The sequence below is a fragment of the Bradyrhizobium sp. CSA112 genome, assembly GCF_029051645.1.
In the GTDB taxonomy this organism is placed as follows: domain Bacteria; phylum Pseudomonadota; class Alphaproteobacteria; order Rhizobiales; family Xanthobacteraceae; genus Bradyrhizobium.
The window spans coordinates 53,266-69,993 of sequence record NZ_JAACFS010000006.1 but is presented as its reverse complement, the minus strand read 5'-3'; the positions used below and the strand labels follow the sequence as shown (position 1 = coordinate 69,993).

17 protein-coding genes are annotated in these 16,728 nt (G+C 63.7%); 12 read left to right on the top strand and 5 right to left on the bottom strand.

All coding sequences use genetic code 11. From position 1 onward, the window contains the following. Window positions 1–10: 10 nt before the first annotated feature. The 5 genes from sctN to GWE18_RS14415 form a co-directional block, all read right to left on the bottom strand. Window positions 11–1,351: a type III secretion system ATPase SctN gene (gene sctN, locus GWE18_RS14435; protein ID WP_275186399.1), complete on the bottom strand. Its 1,341-nt coding sequence runs from the start codon at window positions 1,349–1,351 to the stop codon at window positions 11–13. Continuing rightward, on the bottom strand, window positions 1,348–1,986 hold the full coding sequence (gene sctL, locus GWE18_RS14430) for a type III secretion system stator protein SctL (protein WP_275186398.1): 639 nt from the start codon (window positions 1,984–1,986) through the stop codon (window positions 1,348–1,350). Before sctL ends, sctN begins: the two co-directional genes overlap by 4 nt. Continuing rightward, the gene (locus GWE18_RS14425) at window positions 1,973–2,575 is read right to left on the bottom strand and encodes a hypothetical protein (RefSeq protein WP_275186397.1); all 603 of its coding nucleotides are present in this window, start codon (window positions 2,573–2,575) and stop codon (window positions 1,973–1,975) included. The genes sctL and GWE18_RS14425 overlap by 14 nt, the downstream gene beginning before the upstream one ends. An 89-nt stretch (window positions 2,576–2,664) precedes the next feature. Next, complete coding sequence (sctJ, locus tag GWE18_RS14420; protein WP_275186396.1) at window positions 2,665–3,543, bottom strand: type III secretion inner membrane ring lipoprotein SctJ; 879 nt, start codon at window positions 3,541–3,543, stop codon at window positions 2,665–2,667. A gap of 40 nt (window positions 3,544–3,583) precedes the next feature. Further along, on the bottom strand, window positions 3,584–4,129 hold the full coding sequence (locus GWE18_RS14415) for a nodulation protein NolB (protein ID WP_275186395.1): 546 nt from the start codon (window positions 4,127–4,129) through the stop codon (window positions 3,584–3,586). Window positions 4,130–4,420: 291 nt separating this feature from the next. Here GWE18_RS14415 and GWE18_RS14410 point away from each other — a divergent pair, with 291 nt between their 5' ends. The 12 genes from GWE18_RS14410 to GWE18_RS14355 all read left to right on the top strand — a co-directional run bounded on the left by GWE18_RS14410 (window position 4,421) and on the right by GWE18_RS14355 (window position 16,708). Beyond that, the gene (locus GWE18_RS14410; protein ID WP_275186394.1) at window positions 4,421–5,128 is read left to right on the top strand and encodes a nodulation protein NolW; all 708 of its coding nucleotides are present in this window, start codon (window positions 4,421–4,423) and stop codon (window positions 5,126–5,128) included. A gap of 112 nt (window positions 5,129–5,240) precedes the next feature. Continuing rightward, window positions 5,241–5,477: a hypothetical protein gene (locus GWE18_RS14405; protein WP_275186393.1), complete on the top strand. Its 237-nt coding sequence runs from the start codon at window positions 5,241–5,243 to the stop codon at window positions 5,475–5,477. Between the two features lie 192 nt (window positions 5,478–5,669). Next, window positions 5,670–5,894, top strand: a complete 225-nt coding sequence (locus tag GWE18_RS14400) for a hypothetical protein (protein WP_057854885.1) — start codon at window positions 5,670–5,672, stop codon at window positions 5,892–5,894. A gap of 135 nt (window positions 5,895–6,029) precedes the next feature. Beyond that, window positions 6,030–7,016 (top strand): FHA domain-containing protein, encoded by a 987-nt coding sequence (locus GWE18_RS14395; protein ID WP_275186392.1) that lies wholly within the window; start codon window positions 6,030–6,032, stop codon window positions 7,014–7,016. Window positions 7,017–7,052: 36 nt separating this feature from the next. Next, window positions 7,053–7,439 (top strand): hypothetical protein, encoded by a 387-nt coding sequence (locus GWE18_RS14390; RefSeq protein ID WP_275186391.1) that lies wholly within the window; start codon window positions 7,053–7,055, stop codon window positions 7,437–7,439. Window positions 7,440–7,445: 6 nt separating this feature from the next. After that, window positions 7,446–7,853, top strand: a complete 408-nt coding sequence (locus GWE18_RS14385; protein ID WP_275186390.1) for a histidine kinase — start codon at window positions 7,446–7,448, stop codon at window positions 7,851–7,853. Continuing rightward, a complete protein-coding gene (gene sctV, locus GWE18_RS14380) occupies window positions 7,850–10,012 on the top strand; it encodes a type III secretion system export apparatus subunit SctV (RefSeq protein ID WP_275186389.1) in 2,163 nt (720 codons plus the stop codon). The genes GWE18_RS14385 and sctV overlap by 4 nt, the downstream gene beginning before the upstream one ends. Window positions 10,013–10,042: 30 nt before the next feature. Next, on the top strand, window positions 10,043–10,672 hold the full coding sequence (locus GWE18_RS14375) for a tetratricopeptide repeat protein (RefSeq protein ID WP_275186388.1): 630 nt from the start codon (window positions 10,043–10,045) through the stop codon (window positions 10,670–10,672). 146 nt (window positions 10,673–10,818) lie between these two features. Next, window positions 10,819–14,004 (top strand): DUF4781 domain-containing protein, encoded by a 3,186-nt coding sequence (locus GWE18_RS14370; RefSeq protein ID WP_275186387.1) that lies wholly within the window; start codon window positions 10,819–10,821, stop codon window positions 14,002–14,004. Window positions 14,005–14,033: 29 nt separating this feature from the next. Continuing rightward, entirely contained in the window at window positions 14,034–14,405 is a 372-nt protein-coding gene (locus GWE18_RS14365) for an immunity protein YezG family protein (RefSeq protein ID WP_275186386.1), read from the top strand. 366 nt (window positions 14,406–14,771) lie between these two features. Further along, window positions 14,772–16,052 (top strand): DUF1521 domain-containing protein, encoded by a 1,281-nt coding sequence (locus GWE18_RS14360; RefSeq protein WP_275186385.1) that lies wholly within the window; start codon window positions 14,772–14,774, stop codon window positions 16,050–16,052. 173 nt (window positions 16,053–16,225) lie between these two features. Beyond that, window positions 16,226–16,708 (top strand): hypothetical protein, encoded by a 483-nt coding sequence (locus GWE18_RS14355; RefSeq protein ID WP_275186384.1) that lies wholly within the window; start codon window positions 16,226–16,228, stop codon window positions 16,706–16,708. Window positions 16,709–16,728: the final 20 nt, after the last annotated feature.

Sequence of the window (16,728 nt, the reverse complement as noted above, 5' to 3'; positions counted from 1 at the left end):
TTTGTCATGCTCATGAGGCGAGGCGCGCCATCCATCGTCTGGTTTCCTCGAAGGTTGTCCGCTCGTCAGCCGGCTGCCGAAGGAACGATCTGATGTCGTCGATCTTGGCGACGGCTTCGTCGGCAACTTTGTCAGCGCCTTGCCTGTACTCGCCGACCTGGATCAGAAATTCGATCTCGGCGTAGCGGGCGAGCAGGGCGCGCAGCCGCCCCGCTTCGATGCCATGTTCGCGGGAGATCACCGCCTCCATCAGCCGGCTGCGGCTTGCGAGAATGTCGATGGCCGGAAAATGGCCGGAACTCGCGAGCGCGCGCGATAGAACAATGTGGCCGTCGAGAATGCCCCGCGTCTCTTCCGCGATCGGGTCGCCGGTGCCGTCGCCTTCGACGAGCACCGTATAGAAAGCCGTCACCGAGCCGCGCTCACCCATGCCGGCGCGCTCGATCAATTGCGGCAGGGTCGCGAAGATCGACGGCGGGAAACCGCGACGGGTGGGCGGCTCGCCTGCAGCCAGACCGATTTCGCGCGCCGCACGCGCAAAGCGGGTGATGCTGTCGATCAGCAGCAGAACGCGACGCCCGTCGTCGCGGAAATGCTCGGCAATTGCGGTCGCGACATACGCCGCCTTGAGCCGTTCGATCGGTGACCTGTCCGACGTGGCGACGACGAGGACGGCCCGCTTCAGTCCGTCTTCGCCGAGTTGCCGCGCAATGAACTCCCGCACCTCGCGCCCGCGTTCGCCGATCAAGCCGATGACCACGACATCGGCCTCGGCATTCTTGACGATCTGGGCGAGCAGCCAGGACTTGCCGCTTCCCGGTTCTCCGTAGATGCCGACACGCTGGCCTTCGCCGCAGCTAAGCAGGCCGTCGATGGCACGTAATCCAACGCGGAATGAGCGATCGATCAGTTGCCGCGACAGCGGATTGGGCGCCGGACCATGCAGGGAACGCACGCTTTCGCGGCGGTTAATCGCTGCGCCACCGTCGAGCGCACGCCCGAGGCTGTCGATAACGCGCCCAAGAAGGGCATCGCCGACCGGTGTCGTCATGCTCCGGCCGGTCGGTATCACCTCGCTGCGCATCGACAGCCCATGCAGCTCGCCGATCGGCGTGAGCAGGACGCCGTTGCCGGTGAAGCCCACGACCTCGGCGGTGATCGAATGCCCGGCCTGCGCATCCGCTATCGTGCACAATTCGCCGATGCGGACGTTGGGCACGACCGCGTGGACGAGCGTGCCGACCGCCTTGGTGACGCGGCCCCTGACCGGTCGCGTGTCGATCTGCTTGACCGCGTCATGCAGCCTCGGCAGTTGCGACGCGAAGCGAATCGATAGCCGTTCCTCTGTCATGAGGCGCGTTGCCAATTGGCGCCGGCGATCTCGATCGCGCTCAGCCGTTGCTGCAGGTCGTTCCGCAGCGCCCGGCTCTGCGCGGCAAGGCCGACGTCGATGTTGCCGCTCTGGGTCACGATCTGGCAGTCGCCGGGCTTGATGCCGGCGTCAGCCTCCACGCGCAGCAGGCGGGCGTCACAGGAGCCATCTTCGTCAAGCGACCGGCGCAGCGGCTCCACCATCTCCGGCGCGACGCGCAGGCGTATATCGGTTCCCACCAGCGTCGTTACTGCCTGTCGGACGGCGCGCGTCACGAACTCGGTCTCGTCGAACGCGCCGAGAATGCGCTCGACAATGACGATGATCATGGACGGAACGGTGCGCTCGAGTTCATTGAGATAACGCGCGGCTTCGCCGGCCAGATTGGTCGCGACTTGCGCGGCCTCGCTGGCACCGGCCTCGCGACCCTCAAGAAATCCCCGCTGCTTCTCCTGCTCGTATGCAGCCTGGGCCAGTTCTTGCATCGACTTCAGATACTGGTGTGCGGCATCGACCGCGCCTGTTGCCTCGCGCCAATGATTGAACTCCTCGGCTCGCACGACCGGGCCGCATGGTTTCAACTTGGGACGTGCCGGCGGCTCATTCGGAGGCATTCGTCGACCCGTCGAGTTCTGACAACACAGGATCCATCAGGCCAAGCGCCAGTTTCTGCTCCGCGTCGCTCCATTCGGGATACGAGGCGCTTTCGGGCGGAAGCCGAACATGCAGTTGCTGTCGCATTGGCGGCGGGAAGGACGAAAACCAGACGTGGAGGCACGCATAGCCATCGCGTGCGATGCGTTCAGCCAAAATGCCGGGTGCAACGGAACGCAGCGCAGGCACGACGCCGTCGCGGCGCAACCCGAATGCATGGGATCGCTGCCCGATTTGAGCGATCAGATCGGCGACGTCGCGGCCGCGGATCATTTGGCGAAGGGACTGGGCATGCCAGGCCGCGCCGGCGAACGACGATGCTTCCTTCAGATCGGCCAGGAACAGACGCTCGAATGTCGCTCGCCGCTCCGCAAGGGCGGTCGCATTGTCTGCCGGCACATCGTTTGAGCCGCCGGCTTGCTGCTGGATCAGCAACGGCGCAATTCGGTCATGCAGGCGCGCGCAGCTTTGCAGGCGGCGGACAACGGGCATGGAAAGCCGGCTATCGAGCGTATCAGCCAGTCTGCGCGGGTGGGCGGCGAGGACCATCCTCGTGGCATCATACGAAGGCAATTCCCTGGATTCGGAGCGTAGGGTCGATGTGGTCGACATGGAGTCCTCTGCCGGAAGCGCCAACCTCAGGCAGCGCGCTGCGTAACCGTCCGATCGGCGTCACGATCATTCGGGGAGAGACGATTGATTCTTGGCGGGTCATTTCGGGCCGCGCCGGGCACCGGTGACAAACCGCCGGGCGCATGCCGTTCGTGGCGGCGACCGAGCCAGAACGCCAGGGCGCCGGTCAAGAGCAGCGCGGGGAGGGCCGCGAGGGAAAGATAGAGCGCCTGAGACGAACCACCGGCCGTCCGTGGCGCCATCAGCCCGGCTGGAGTTGCTGCGCCAACCGTCCCTGGCGCGGCGGGCTCGATGGAAGGACGTTCCACCGGAACGAGCACCACCGATACCTTCTCGTAGGACAGCCCTTCGATGCTGTTCGCCACCAGCATCTTGACATGCGGAAGCAATGATTTCAGCGGCGCGCGCGAGTCATGACGAATGAACACTGATGCAGATGATGGCGTCGCATCCTGGCGTAACAGATCGTTCTTCGGAAGGACCACATGAATTCTGGCCGATAGAACGCCGTCGATATCGGAGATCGTCCGCGACAGTTCTTCGCTCAGCGCGTAGATAAAGCGCGCGCGTTCCTCCGTCGGTGACGAAATCAGGCCGCTGCTCTTGAAGACCTCTCCCATGTTGGTGAACGTCCTGCGCGGCAGGCCGTTCGCCTTGAGGAGCTCGATCGCTTGCGGTAGTTGGCGTTCCTCGACGCTGATCTGGCTGGTTCCGTCCTTGGCGAACGAGCGCTCGGCAGCGACGCCGTATTTGTGCAGGAGCGCAATCATGTCGTTTGCTTCACGCTCGTCCAGTTTGGAGTAAAGCTCCGTCTGGCATCCCGCCAGCGCGCAGAGCACGAGCGCGAGCGCAGCGAGTTTCACCATTTTATGGACGGCGATCATGTGCGTCTCCGCTTGAGATCTGGGAAGTCCCGGCGGCAGCTCACGCCGAGGACATCAGTTTGTTCATTGAGGTGGTGAAGGCGCCAGTGCTCTTGGTCATCAGGCCGACTTGAATGGACTGTTGATAGACCTGCTCGAAGTTGCGAAGCATGACGTTGAAGGCATCGGTCGAGTTGGCGGCTCCATTCAGCGGCGCGGCAGCGGGGCCGCGCGGTAGTCCGGCGCCGGCGAGCGCAACTGCCGGGGAGTCGGTTGCGGAATGTGCATTGGGCGTGCGCAGCCGCTGATCACCGCGATAGAGCGTTTCCAGCCGGTCCAGCACGTGGTGCCCCACGTCGTCCTGCGGATTTTTCGGCAACGAGGTGAGCTGATACTCGCGTACCGCCGCCACGCGTGTAGCCTCGTGCCTGCTTTCCTGCGCGCGCGCCGATGCGTGCGATGTCGCCACGTTGTTCGCGTCCGACGATGCGTTTGCGAGCACGCGGGAAAATGCGCCGGCGGCATCGCCGGTTGGCGCGGCGCTGCCGGACATGGGCACCGTGTTGGAAACCGCGCCGTTGATGGCCGTCAGCGGATCAAGGGTCATGTGTCGGCTCGGCCTGACGTCTTAAGGATTGTCTTCGTATCGCTCACGATGCGGGAAAGGCTATTGAGGCTAGCTGACCGGAAAGTGACGAAGTCATCGGCCGCTGTTCGGCCGCTCATGCCATCGAATCGACGCATGTCATCGATTCGATATGTACGTCGGATAACGATCAGACGACGAGCTTGCGTAAACGACGGACATATGACGCCAACAGCAGCCCTCGAGCAGAGTTCCAGCGCCTCGCGTCACAGGGCAGGCCGTTTTGTTGCTGCTGGTCTTGCTGTTGCAGGTTTGGGCGCATCGGCGACGCTTCTGTTGCCTTCGGCGACGCTTGCGGCGCAGCTCAAACTGCCCGACACCACCTATACCTACACGATTATCAATCAGGATTTGTCGGCCGCACTTCAGGAGTTCGGCAGCAACCTCAATATTAAGGTCAATGTGAGCCAGGAGGTCCGCAGCCGTATTCAAGGCCGGCTTCCCGATCTCCCGCCGCTGGCCTTCCTGAACCGGCTCGCCTCGCTTTATAATCTCGAGTGGTACTTCGACGGACAGGTGCTGCACGTCACCTCCGCCCGCGAGTCGCAAAGCAGACTGCTTGTTCCGGGCCCGGTACCGTTTGAACGACTTGCTTCCACGCTTGCGGCGTTCGACGTCGCCGACGAGCGATATGCCGTGCGGCCGGCTCCGAACACCCAACTGGTGCTGGTGACCGGGCCGCCGCGATTTGTGGCCCTGGTCGAGCAAACGCTCAACGGATTGATCGCCGAGGAGCAGGCGCGCCCAAAGCCGGCCGAAGCGCGCGTGGGGCCGCCGCCGCTTCCGCATGATACGGTCTTGACCGTTTTTCGCGGCTCTCAGACGACGATCCTTCGCAACGGACGACTGGAAGCTGGCTTCGGCTCGAACGAACCCCCCGATGCGTCGGCCGGACGCGAGCAGCCTGGCGGACGTGACGGCGATCCCAATACGCCCGGCCGGCGCGAAAATTCGCGCTAAACTTCTGTCCGCGCGTTATCTATCTCTCCTTCCTCAAAAAGTCGACCTCTCGTCAGCTTCCTGAAAGCTGACGCCCATAGCGTCATGCCAGATGAGCGAAGGAGAATTCGTCATGGGTGTACTCGGAGCGATTGGACAGATCGCGGGCGGTATTTTCGGTGGCCCGGTCGGCAGCATGGTCGGCGGCGCCGTCGGTGGCGCGATCGACGGCAACGGCGGCGGTGGCGGCGAGGCTTCGCAAGCCTTTGAGGCGGAGCTGCAGAAGGCCATCGGGATGATGTCGGTGCAGCCGCTCATGGATATCATGGACATGGGCCGGGAAGCGCTGGAGGAAGAAGAGGATTCATAGGGTTAGGGCGTCGTTCGCAAAAGAACATGCGCTCGGACAGGTGCAATTCGAACGGCAGGATGCCTTCGGAGCACAAGGCGTCAGGTTGCCGCGTGGCAACCTGGTGGCGTTGCGCTGGCTATAGACATCGATCGAAGCCATGGCGTGACGAAGACGCGAAGACATCAAGGACCAACGACAGGAGATTGAACTATGGGCGGAATACTTGGTGCTGTCGGCAACGTTGTGAACACGGCTGCAGGTGCAGTCGCTGGCGGCGGTAACGGCGGTGGCGGAGCGGCCGGCGGCGACTTCCAGGGGATGATGGACCAGCTCAAGCAAACGTATCAGGAATCGATGCAGAAGAGCATGGAACTGCGTCGCCTGCAGGTCGATCAGAACACGCAGAAGAAGGTGGCCGACGAACGCGTTCAGTAATCATCGGCTTCAACATCGCGGTGCGCGCGTCACTGCGCGCACCGCGCACGCGTCTCTTTCCCGTCGCGGAACGGCCGTGCAGAACGCAGCCTTGCAGAACGCCTGGCTTCCAGCCAAGAAAATTCGGAGCGAACGATGTCATTGCCGTCCAATTGCCTGACGATGTCAATTGAGTCCGGGCTGTATGCCGGTTCGTCACACGAATTCGCGCCGGGGCGTTATACGATCGGGAGCTCGGTGGACGCCGACATCGTGCTGATGGAGGCGGATGTCGAGCCGATTCATGCCCTGATCGATGCCACCGGACCCGAAATTCAGGTCGAGGCGCTGGCCGGCAGGATTTCGGTCGGCGCGCAGAAACATCTCGCAACCGGCGCGCGGCAGATCGTTGCGACGCCGCTGCGGATCAACATCGGCGCCGTGCAGTTGCATTTCAGCCGTGCCGACGATTCGAGCCCGCAATCGCGAAGCGGTTTGCTCGGCGCCTCGATGCCGCGGTCGCGTCTAGTGATGGGTGCGGGACTGGTCGGCATCGTCTCGATCGGTCTGATGATGCACTCGATGGCGGACGTGCCGATCTCGCAAACGACGGGTGCGTTTCACGGCGGCGTGCGGCAGGTGTTGCTCGCATCGACGGCGAACGTGCCTGACATCTCACCGGCTGAAGTCGCCAGGGAAGCTGTGCCGCGTGAGCGGGAAGGCAGCGCAAACGTTCCCGATCTCGCATCCGATAGGGTCAAGGCCGCAGCCGACGCCATGCGAGCGGAAGTCGAGCGCATCGGCATTCTGAATGTCCTGATCGAGCCTGGCATCGGGATCGTCGCAGCGACCGGGACGATCGATCCGAAAGCCGCGGCGCAGTGGCAGACCGTTCAAAGGTGGTTTGACGAACGCTTTGAAGGCGACATCACGCTGGTGAACGGCGTCAGCATCAAGACGGAAAAAGTGCCGGTGTCGTTGTCCATCGAAGGCGTGTGGCGCGGAGATCATCCCCACCTTCTGATCAGAGGCCAGAAATACCTCGAGGGCGCCATGCTCGATGGCGGGTGGGCGATCGAACGCATCGAGGCCGAGAAAGTGCTGCTGCGGCGCGAGGGGAAGCTTGTCGCCGTTCGCTACTGATGTGATGCACACCTTGACCGGAACCGGGTGCGGACGATGCCCAAGCTGACCAGCCTGCCACCTGGTGTACGCCTCGACGCGGCGATCGAACGAACGCTCGCCGCGCCAGGTCTTGATGGCGTCACCCGCCGGCATCTGGACGAAGCGCAAACCATTGTCTCGCGAGCCGATCAGTCCGGCGCCGTTTCCGGTTTCGCGGGCCGGAATCTGGTCGACGCGTTGATGACGTTCGTGATGCCGCGGTTGCGCAATCCCCACGTGCTGCAGGCCGAGCGCTATCGCATGTTGCTCGAGCAGTTGCAGTCCGACCTGGCCGGCAGTGCGGACGATCGAATCGTTCGCGAGGGGGTGTTGACCATCCGGCGCGAACTCAAGCGGCTGGCGCAGTTGCGCCAGAACAGCAACAGCCTGGTCGAAGGTTAGCCTGCGATGCGCGGCGTGATGCGGAAGCCAGACCCCTCCGATGATCCGCTGCAGCAGCGATCCGGCGCGATAGTCGGAGCCGATCAGCGGGATCTGCTCTGCGCGCTTTCCTATGTCTACGTGGTGTGCGGACAGTGCCGCCGCGCGCTTGCCCTGCTGCGCCTCGTCGAGCGGGCACGGCCGGACGATGTCGAAGCGATCAGGCTGTTGGCGTACGCGCATCTTGCAAACAAGGACGGGGCGGCCGCGCTCGCGGCAATCGATCGGCTGGAGACGCTGGACCCCGATCCGGCGTCAGAAGCGCCGCTTCTGCTGCTGCGAAGCCACGCGCTGCGTCTTGAGGGGCAGACGGCCGACGCACGCCTGCGGTTCGATCAGTTTGTGTTCGCCCGGTCGCAAGGAGGCCGCGCATGATGGAAAGATTGAAGACATTGATCGCGCGGGCTCCAGGCAGCCCGGATCTGATGATCGCGCTGGTGCTCGTGCTCACCGTCGCCATGATGATCTTGCCGATGCCATTGCTGCTGGTCGATCTATTGATCGGCTTCAACCTCGGATTTGCAGTGCTGCTGCTGATGGTGTCGCTCTATGTGCTGAGTCCGCTCGAGTTCTCCACATTGCCGGGCATCATCCTGCTGTCGACGGTTTTCCGGCTGGCGCTTACCATCACCACGACGCGCCTCATTCTCACCCAGGCCAATGCAGGCGACATCGTCCGAACATTTGGCGAGTTTGTCATCGCCGGCAGTGTTCTCGTCGGTCTGGTGGTCTTCCTGATTGTCACGGTCGTGCAGTTCATCGTGATCGCGAAGGGCGCGGAGCGCGTCGCCGAAGTGGGCGCGCGCTTCATTCTCGATGCCTTGCCGGGAAAGCAGATGGCGATCGACGCCGAACTGCGAAACGGCGACATCGACCAGACCGAGGCGAGGCGCCGGCGCGGCCGCCTCGAGCAGGAAAGCCAGCTCTACGGCGCGATGGACGGCGCAATGAAGTTCGTCAAGGGCGACGCCATCGCCGGGCTGGTCGTCATTGTGGTGAACCTGATCGGCGGCATCGCGGTCGGCACCTTGAGCCGCGACATGCCGTTCGTGCAGGCCGTGCGCGAGTATGCGTTGCTGACGATCGGCGATGCGCTGATCTCACAGATTCCCGCCTTGATGCTTTCGATTACCGCGGCGACCGTCGTCACGCGGGTCACCGGCGATAGCAAGCTGGATCTCGGACGCGATATCGCCGGTCAGCTTTCCGCAGACCGGCGCGCGCTACGGCTCGCTGCGATCGTCCTGCTTGCCATGGGCCTGGTCCCCGGATTTCCGACCGCGGTATTCGTGGTGCTGGCACTCGCATTCGGCGCGGCAAGCCTGGTGGCAGGAACGAGATCGAATGCGGGCGACGAAGATGCTGCGATCTCCAGGGACGGCATGGGGGCAGGAGCCGATGCGCGCGCGGGCACCCCACAGCGCATGCGTGAGATACGCCAGGCCGCGCCGGCAGAAGCGCCGCCGGTCGTCATACTGCTGTCGGATAATCTGCGCCCCATCGCAGAGACTCAGAACTTGCGGAAGAAGATTGATGAGTCGCGTGCCAGTCTGGCCGATACGCTGGGCATTCTGATGCCGGACGTCGGCATCGTTTTCGATTCCTCGCTTGGCCCATCACGATTTCGCATCGAGGTGGAAGGTGTGCCGGTTGAAGAAGCTTACGCTGATCCGCAGCGATTACTGTTGTGTGACGATCCCGTGAATTTGGAACTCGCCGGCATCCCGGCGCAGACAGATGGCGATGCCAAATCTTCCGGGCAGATCTGGATCGATACCGCACACGAAAGCTCGCTGATGGCGGCCGGCATCGGTTACCAGAACTGCACGGATGTCGTTGCCGTCCGTGCGCGGGAAGTGCTTGCGCGCAATGCTGCCCGATTTATCGGCATTCAGGAAACCAGGGCGCTGCTCACGCGGCTGGAAGGCCGGTATGGCGATCTTGTGAAGGAAGTGATGCGGACGACGCCGGTACAGAGGATGGCCGATGTGCTGCGGCGCCTGGTCGACGAGGGCGTTTCGGTTAGCAATCCACGGCTGGTTCTCGAAGCGCTCGCCGAATGGGGCGAAAGGGAAGCGAATGTCGTGCTTCTGACGGAATACGTGCGCGCTGCGCTCAAGCGACAGATCTGTCATAAATATGCCAATGCCCACAGGATCGTGCCTGCTTACCTGATCGAGCGTGCTGCAGAGGACACTATTCGTGGCGCAGTTCGCGATACCGCCGTGGGCCCCTATCTCGTTCTCGATGACAAAGTGTCGGAAGGGCTGCTGGACAGGGTTCGCCGCATCGGAGCGAATGCGCATTCGGATCACAATCGGCCGGTGATTTTAACGTCGATGGATATCCGCCGCTTCGTGCGCGGATTTCTCATACGCAACGGTCTGGACATTCCGGTGCTTTCGTATCAAGAGTTGGCAGGCGACTTTACCATTCAACCGATCGGTACGATCGGGCTCGCTGGCAGCTTTGGTTCCGATTCGGCTCCGCGATCTGGATCGTTTCCGCAAGGTGTCGTCCCGGCCGTCGGCTGACCGCATGGCTGGATAGCCATGAGGTGCGCGTTGAGTAACGGTCCGCAGCCGTCGGGATTGCGCGCGGCATCGAAGTGGCTGCGCTCGCTCGCAGCACCGTTGCTTGCGCTCGGTGTAGGCGCCTGCGCAGGAGCGCAACTCGGCACTGTCGCCGGATCGGCAGACCCTCCGACTGCCAGCGCTGATCTCGACACCGCGGCGCTGACGCGGCTGGCGGAGGCGGCCGAAAGCAACGGCAACGCGCTCAACGCTGCAAATATCTATCGCCGGATTGCGGAACGCCAGCCGTCCGCAGCACAGCCCAAGATCGATCTCGGGCGCGCGCTGATGCGCAATGGTGACTTCGACGGGGCAGACGCCGCGTTTCGCCAGGCGCTTGCGATAGCCCCCGGCAATGTCGATGGTCAGGTCGGCCTCGCGCAAGTTTTGCTCGCGCGACAGCAGCATGCGGAAGCCCTCGCTGCGTTCGGCGCCATTCTCGAACAGCATCCAAAAAACATCAAAGCGCTCAACGGCGCCGGAATTGCATTGGACGCTGTCGGTCGGCACGCCGAGGCGCAGGAACACTACAATCGCGCTCTCGCGGTTGCGCCTGAAGATCGCGCGGCGCGCAACAATCTTGCGCTCTCGAAGACGCTGGGGAGCCCGAACGTCCGGTAGTTCGTCCGGCCCTCTGGTGTCAGTTTCGCATCAGCTTTGAACGCTAGCTTTCGTGCGACTGTCACGGTCGCCGGTCCGTGCCTATCGATCGGCAAGCCCGGCCGTGGCGTAAATTGATCGACACTCCGCGCACACACGGAGGCAGTATGTCGCCACGAGCCAGTGCCGTCGCAGCCGATCGGCGCGATGTACCGCAGAATGAAACTCGACCGGAAGCGTCAGGCGCGGCGTTTCAAAACGCCATCGACGCGGCGCGGGTGTCCTCAGAAGAATCGATACCGCCTGTCAATGCGGGCGATACACCGATCCGGAGCGCCAACGACAATGCCGCAGATGTCGCAGCGGCGGCGCGGGACGTCTCGCCGCAGCGGCAGCAACAAATTGCAGATTGGGTCGAGCGGCAGTCGGACCCCAGTGGAGGCTTCCTCGGGATCGGTCAGACGGCGACGACCGAGAAGGTCATCGGTGCGCTGCGCGGCCAGTCCGAGCTCGGAGCGCTCGACCAGCAACAGCAACGATTGCTGATGGACCGCATGCTCGATCGTTGGACTGCGGGCCGCGGCGAGGGGCCGGGCAGTGCTTCCCGTCTTTCGCGCTCTCTGGACGACGCGCCTGAGCTGCGGTCGGTCGTTGCCGAGCGCACGGCGCTGGAGGCGGCCGAGCTCGCGCGCGACCCCGCGATCGCCACCGCACAATCCGGCGAGCAGTGGCAGCGCCGAATGACGGCTGCGTCCTACGCCGTCTCCGCCATCACCGCCGTGTCGGGCCCGGCGGGTGGCGCGCCCGCGGATCTCGAGCCGCTGCGGAACATGCTGAACGGGCTGCGGCCTGAGGATGCGGCCGGCTTCGCGCGTGCGCTCTCGACCGATGCATCGGTTGGCTTCGCCGGACAGATGACCGCGTCGATGCGCGAGCGCGCATTGTCGGCGCTCAATCAGGGACCTCAGTCGGAAGCGGCGAGCGCGTTCGTGCAGAATGCGTTCGCCGGAACATCGGCGGCCGACTACAGCAGCATGCCGACCCTGCGCCCGGCGATGGCGCATGCGCTCGCACGCGAGTGGCATCCCGATGATCTGGCCCGGCAGCGTGCAGAGGCTGGGCGGCTTGGCGGCATTCTCGAGACACGGCAGGGGCGTCAACTGCTGGGCTCGCAGGGCGCCGACAAGGCGCCGCTTGCGGCACGCGTGAACGCACTCGCGACCATCCGCATGAATCCGGCGATCACCGCCGACACGTTGCGGCAGACCGACGATCCCTGGACCAATCGCGCGATCGTCGAACCGCAGGCACAGGCGTCCGCCCAACGCCTGCTTTCCACGCGTGGCGACGCGCCACAGCGCCTGCGCGGAACGGATCTGGACAACACCATCGGTTTTGCGATGGGCATGCCGCCGGTGCTGCCGCCGGGCACAAGCTTTGCGCAAGCTCAGGCCGGCGCCTCGCGAGGCGAACTCTCGCTCTATGCCAGCGGCGAACATGCTGCGGCGGTTCGGGCCGTCACCGACCAAATTCGCGCAGTCGGGGGCGCCGACGCACAGGTGACGGTTCTGCCGGTCACCTATTCGAGCGCGGAGACCGGCCCGGTTCAACTGCCGCTCTTTCGTGTTGCCGGCGCGGATGGGCGCGAGCGTTTCGTCGACAATGTCGGACGCGCCTACGATAGTTTCGATGATTGGCGGGAGAACAACCAGCTTCCGCCGGGATCGACGACCTATCCATCCGGCGGACATCTGACCGCCCGTCCTGATGGAAGTGTCGCGCTCGAGCATGGCAACACACCGAAGACCGTCGATAGTTTTGGTGAGCACTTCAGCCAGGTGGTCGACAAGGTCGCGCTGGTTGGCGGTATCGTCGCCGGCGGCGTTCTGATCGTCGGCACCGGCGGCCTCGCAACGCCGATCGTGATCGGAGCTGGCGCGGTTGCCGTTGGCGCCGGCGCGTGGGGTGCATACCGCAGCGGCAGTGAGCTTGCAGACCGCGCCGATCATGGCCAGTCGATCGATCCCTTCAGCGACGAGACAGCACGCGGGCTGTGGCTGAATGTCGGGGCAAGTGCGTTGTCGATTGGCGCATTCGGCAGTGCCGCCCGACTGGCCCAGCTGGGGCGCGCCGGCCGGGCGATCGCGCCGGTTGAATCATCGCTTCATGGTTACGTGCAGGCGGGCGCGGCGATCGTCGATACCGCGGCGATCGCCAACGAGAGCATCTATCTGTCGCGCCACTGGAACGGGATGTCGGGCGAACAGCGCGCCCAATCGCTGTTGTCCATGGGGTTCTGGGCTGCCGGCACCGGTGCTGCCATGCGCGCCGGCGGCTTGCGGCCGGGCGACATGTTCAACCCCATTGCCGTGCGTGACGGGCTGCTGCGCAACTTCGCGCCGCAAGTCGCTCCCGACGGCTCTCTGCAGGGGAATGCGGTTCAGATCGATTACGATCCGGCGACGGGCGCGGTCCGGGGCATCAGGCATTCTCCGCAGGCAACGGCGGCCGATATCGAACTGCATGTCGCGACCGCGCAAAACATTCAGCGAAGCCTCACGCTCGAGGGCCAGCTCCGAACTTTCTTTACCCAGCATGGTGAGCCCCGGGCCGGCACGGTCGGCTGGGCAGCGCGGATCGATATCAGCAAGATCCGCGAGCGAATGGAGATGCGATCGCGCGAGCTGGCCGATCCTGGCCTCACCGCCCAGCGACGGGCTGACATCGTCCGTGCGAACGCCTTCGATCAGCAGCACCTGGATCAGTTGGCCGAAGATGTCAGCTCGTTCGTGCGCGATCCCGGCCGCGCGGTGATCGAAGCACGAAACACACGCAGCCAGCCCGGCGAGCGCCCACGCATCGTGCTCGAGCCGGGGAACAAGGCCGACGGCTGGAACCAGGCGCTGAACGGCGAACTCGTCCCCAACACCGACTATGTCGTGGGACGCTACACCTATACGACGGATGAGGCCGGCCGGGTGGTCGAAGCCGGGGGGCGGGTCCGCCTGAACCGCCACGACCGCAACACGCATCAGCAGGGCAAAGCGGCGGAGGTCGGCGGTATCAAGGACGCCGTTGACGGCGACCAGGGCGGACACCTGTTCGCGGCGATGTTCGACGGCCCCGGCGAGCAGATCAACTATCACCCGATGACGCGTGAGTTGAATGGAGGCGGCGGCGACTGGTATAATATGGAGCAGGAGTGGCGGACCGCGCTTGAGCAGAACAGGACGGTCGATGCGCGAATCCGTGCCGAATTCGATGGCGATTCGAAACGGCCGGCGGCGTTCCGGGTGACGTTCTGGATCGACGGCAAGAAGCACACGCGCTTCTTCGAGAATGCGTCCGAATAGACTAGACGACACCGACGGGAGCAGATGCGATGGCTGAATTGAATACCGTCGAGGAAATCTACGAATTCGTGGCGAACGCGCTGGCGGCCGCGGTCGACGAGCCGTGGAAGGAAATACGGCTGCAGGCCGAAGTCTGGAAGACATCAACGGGATTTACCGGTGACTTCACGCGCGATCCTGAGGAGCGCGGCGTTGCCGATCTGGACGTCGATCGTCTCGACTATGCGGTCGCCAAAGCCATCAAGAAGCTGCAGACGATCATGACTTCTAGCGCGCACGAGCCGTGGAACAAGGCAACGTTTCGGGTGACGCCGGACGGCGAATTTTTCGTGAATTTTGTATACGACGCCGAGCTGTCGGCGCGTCTGGACGAAGCGGCCCTACGGGCGCGCCAACAATGAGCGCGTGAGCCCTGTAGCGGCGGGCGGCAGTTGCCGGCTCCGTCGGACGTTGCAGCGGCGCGACAGCCATATAATTTCAATTGCGCTCAATCGCGCTGCGCCGAGCGTCACGTCGGCGCGAGGTCCGCCGCGTGTTTCCGTGCTGGCTGGCGGCGCCCGCCGAAATCCGTATCCCCGTCAGGTTCTCGAAAGCTTGCATGCCTATCGTACGACCATGAGCCGGCGTGCAGTACGTTAACACTGCCCACGCTTTCAAGGTTCATCGATCCAATTGATCCGCGGCCTGCACGGAACGGCAGGTCGGGTAGGAACCACGTTCGGTCGTTTTTGCGATTGACCAATCACGGGATGCGAAGGAGCAAGCAAATGATCACAGACGTTGCACAGCATATGATCGGGAACGCCGATCGCCTCAGGCAACTTGCGGGCGGAGGTGTCCAGCAGAACGAGCAGCAGGACGTGGCGTCGATCTTCTCGAATATCCTGAAGAGCGCCGGCCAGTCCGGCGATCAATGGAGCGATGGCGAGCGCGTTCGATTGATCACGGGAGCGCTCGATTTCGTGTCGGCGGGCCAGGATCCGAATGCGCAGGGTTCGGCGCTCCAGAGCTTCTCCGGCCTCGTGCGCAGGCTGGCCAGCGACGATGTCCTGGGTCGCGGCGGGCGTCGGCCGGATGATCATTGCGGCTGCAATGGCAGCGGCGGGGCCGAACCGACCGAGCCGACCACGCCTCCGAGCTCCGGCGGCTCGTGCGGCGGCTCATCCGGCGAGCCTTTCAAGGTCAACGGCAACACGGTCGACACCGGCCGCTACTGCATCACCGCCAGCAACGAACATAAGGGCCAGCTTGAAGTCACTGACAAGCAGACCGGCAAGAAGTTCAAGGTCTGGGGTGATCCCCACATCGAGACTGGCGACGGTGATAAGACCGACTTCCATAAGAAGGCCGCAACGTTCGAATTGCCCGACGGCACCAAGATCACGATCGATCCGACAAATGGCGAAGGCAAGACCTATATCGAAAAGGTCGCCATTACGCGCGGCGATCAGGCTGCCGAAATGACCGGCTTCCGCGGCGATCTGAAGACCGAGCTGAAGTCCGGACAAGGACAGGCGCTCGATCAGCAGTATGAAGACGGCACCGTCATGAAGACGAAGAACGGCGAGATCGATGATCTCGTGCTGCCGAACGGCCAGGAGATCACCGGAAACAATATCAAGGACATCGACGGCTTTGCAGGGACCGGACCGACCCAGGGCGCTGGTACTGACGATCAGATACTGCAGAATCTCAACGGTGTGATCGACGGGTTGAACCTCTCGCCGCAGGAAAAGGAAGCGCTCAAGACGGTAGTGTCGCTGCTCGGCCGTGTGATGAACGGTGCCGGCAGCGTCGGCGGCGGCCAGCAGCCGCAGCCCATCGCGGCCCCGCGGGCCGACGAGGGAGGTGAGGCTGCCCCGACCCAGCAGCAGGACGGCGCAGGCGGTGGTCCGTTCGACCAGATCATGAGTGCGCTCTCGTCGTTGATCGGTCGCCTCAACCTGCCGCAGAACGAAAAGGATGCCTTGAGCACGGTCGTTTCGCTGCTTGGGCGTCTGCTCGGCGGAGCGGGCGGTGGAGAGCACGACGTTCCGCAGGCGGCGTAATTTCGCCCGACTGATGTGAAGTGATTGGCCCTGACGGTCTGTTCCGTCAGGGCCAGCGCCGTTTCTTTGAATGCGTTTCTGTGAGGGGCGTGATGGTTTTGCGGCGCTCGATTCGTGCGTGTCTTAGTGTATGTCTTGCGCTCGCGCTGATAGCACCAGCCACGGCCGAGCCTTTGCGCGATGAAAGCACCGGGCTGGCGATCGATCCTCCTGAAGGCTACATCGCCCGCACCATCGCTCCGACGCCAACCTTTGTTGTGCGGTTCGAGGTCAAGAAGCCTTCCGACCGCGACACGGGCTGTCAGGTCGCGTTCACGCCGCTTCCGCAAAACGCTGAACTCAAGCAAAGCGACATCAACGACATCGTCGAAGGGCCGCGCTGGATCGATCTCGCGCGGGCGGCGGTAGCCATCAACTATGATGTGTCCGCCACTGAACGTTTCAATGTCAACGGGATTGGCGGCCTTGCGATGATCGGAGATTTCAAGTCGCGTCCCGGTCTGCCGGCGCGGGCGCACGACGTTCGAACCCTGTTCATGCTGGTCGAGACGCCGAAGGGGCGAACGACCACGATCTGCGTGGGCGAAAAGCAGAACTTCGACGCGCGACGGGTTGAATTTGAACTGGTCGCGCGCTCGGCCTCGCCGCCGCGTTGACCGTGCCGCGGGCGTATTCC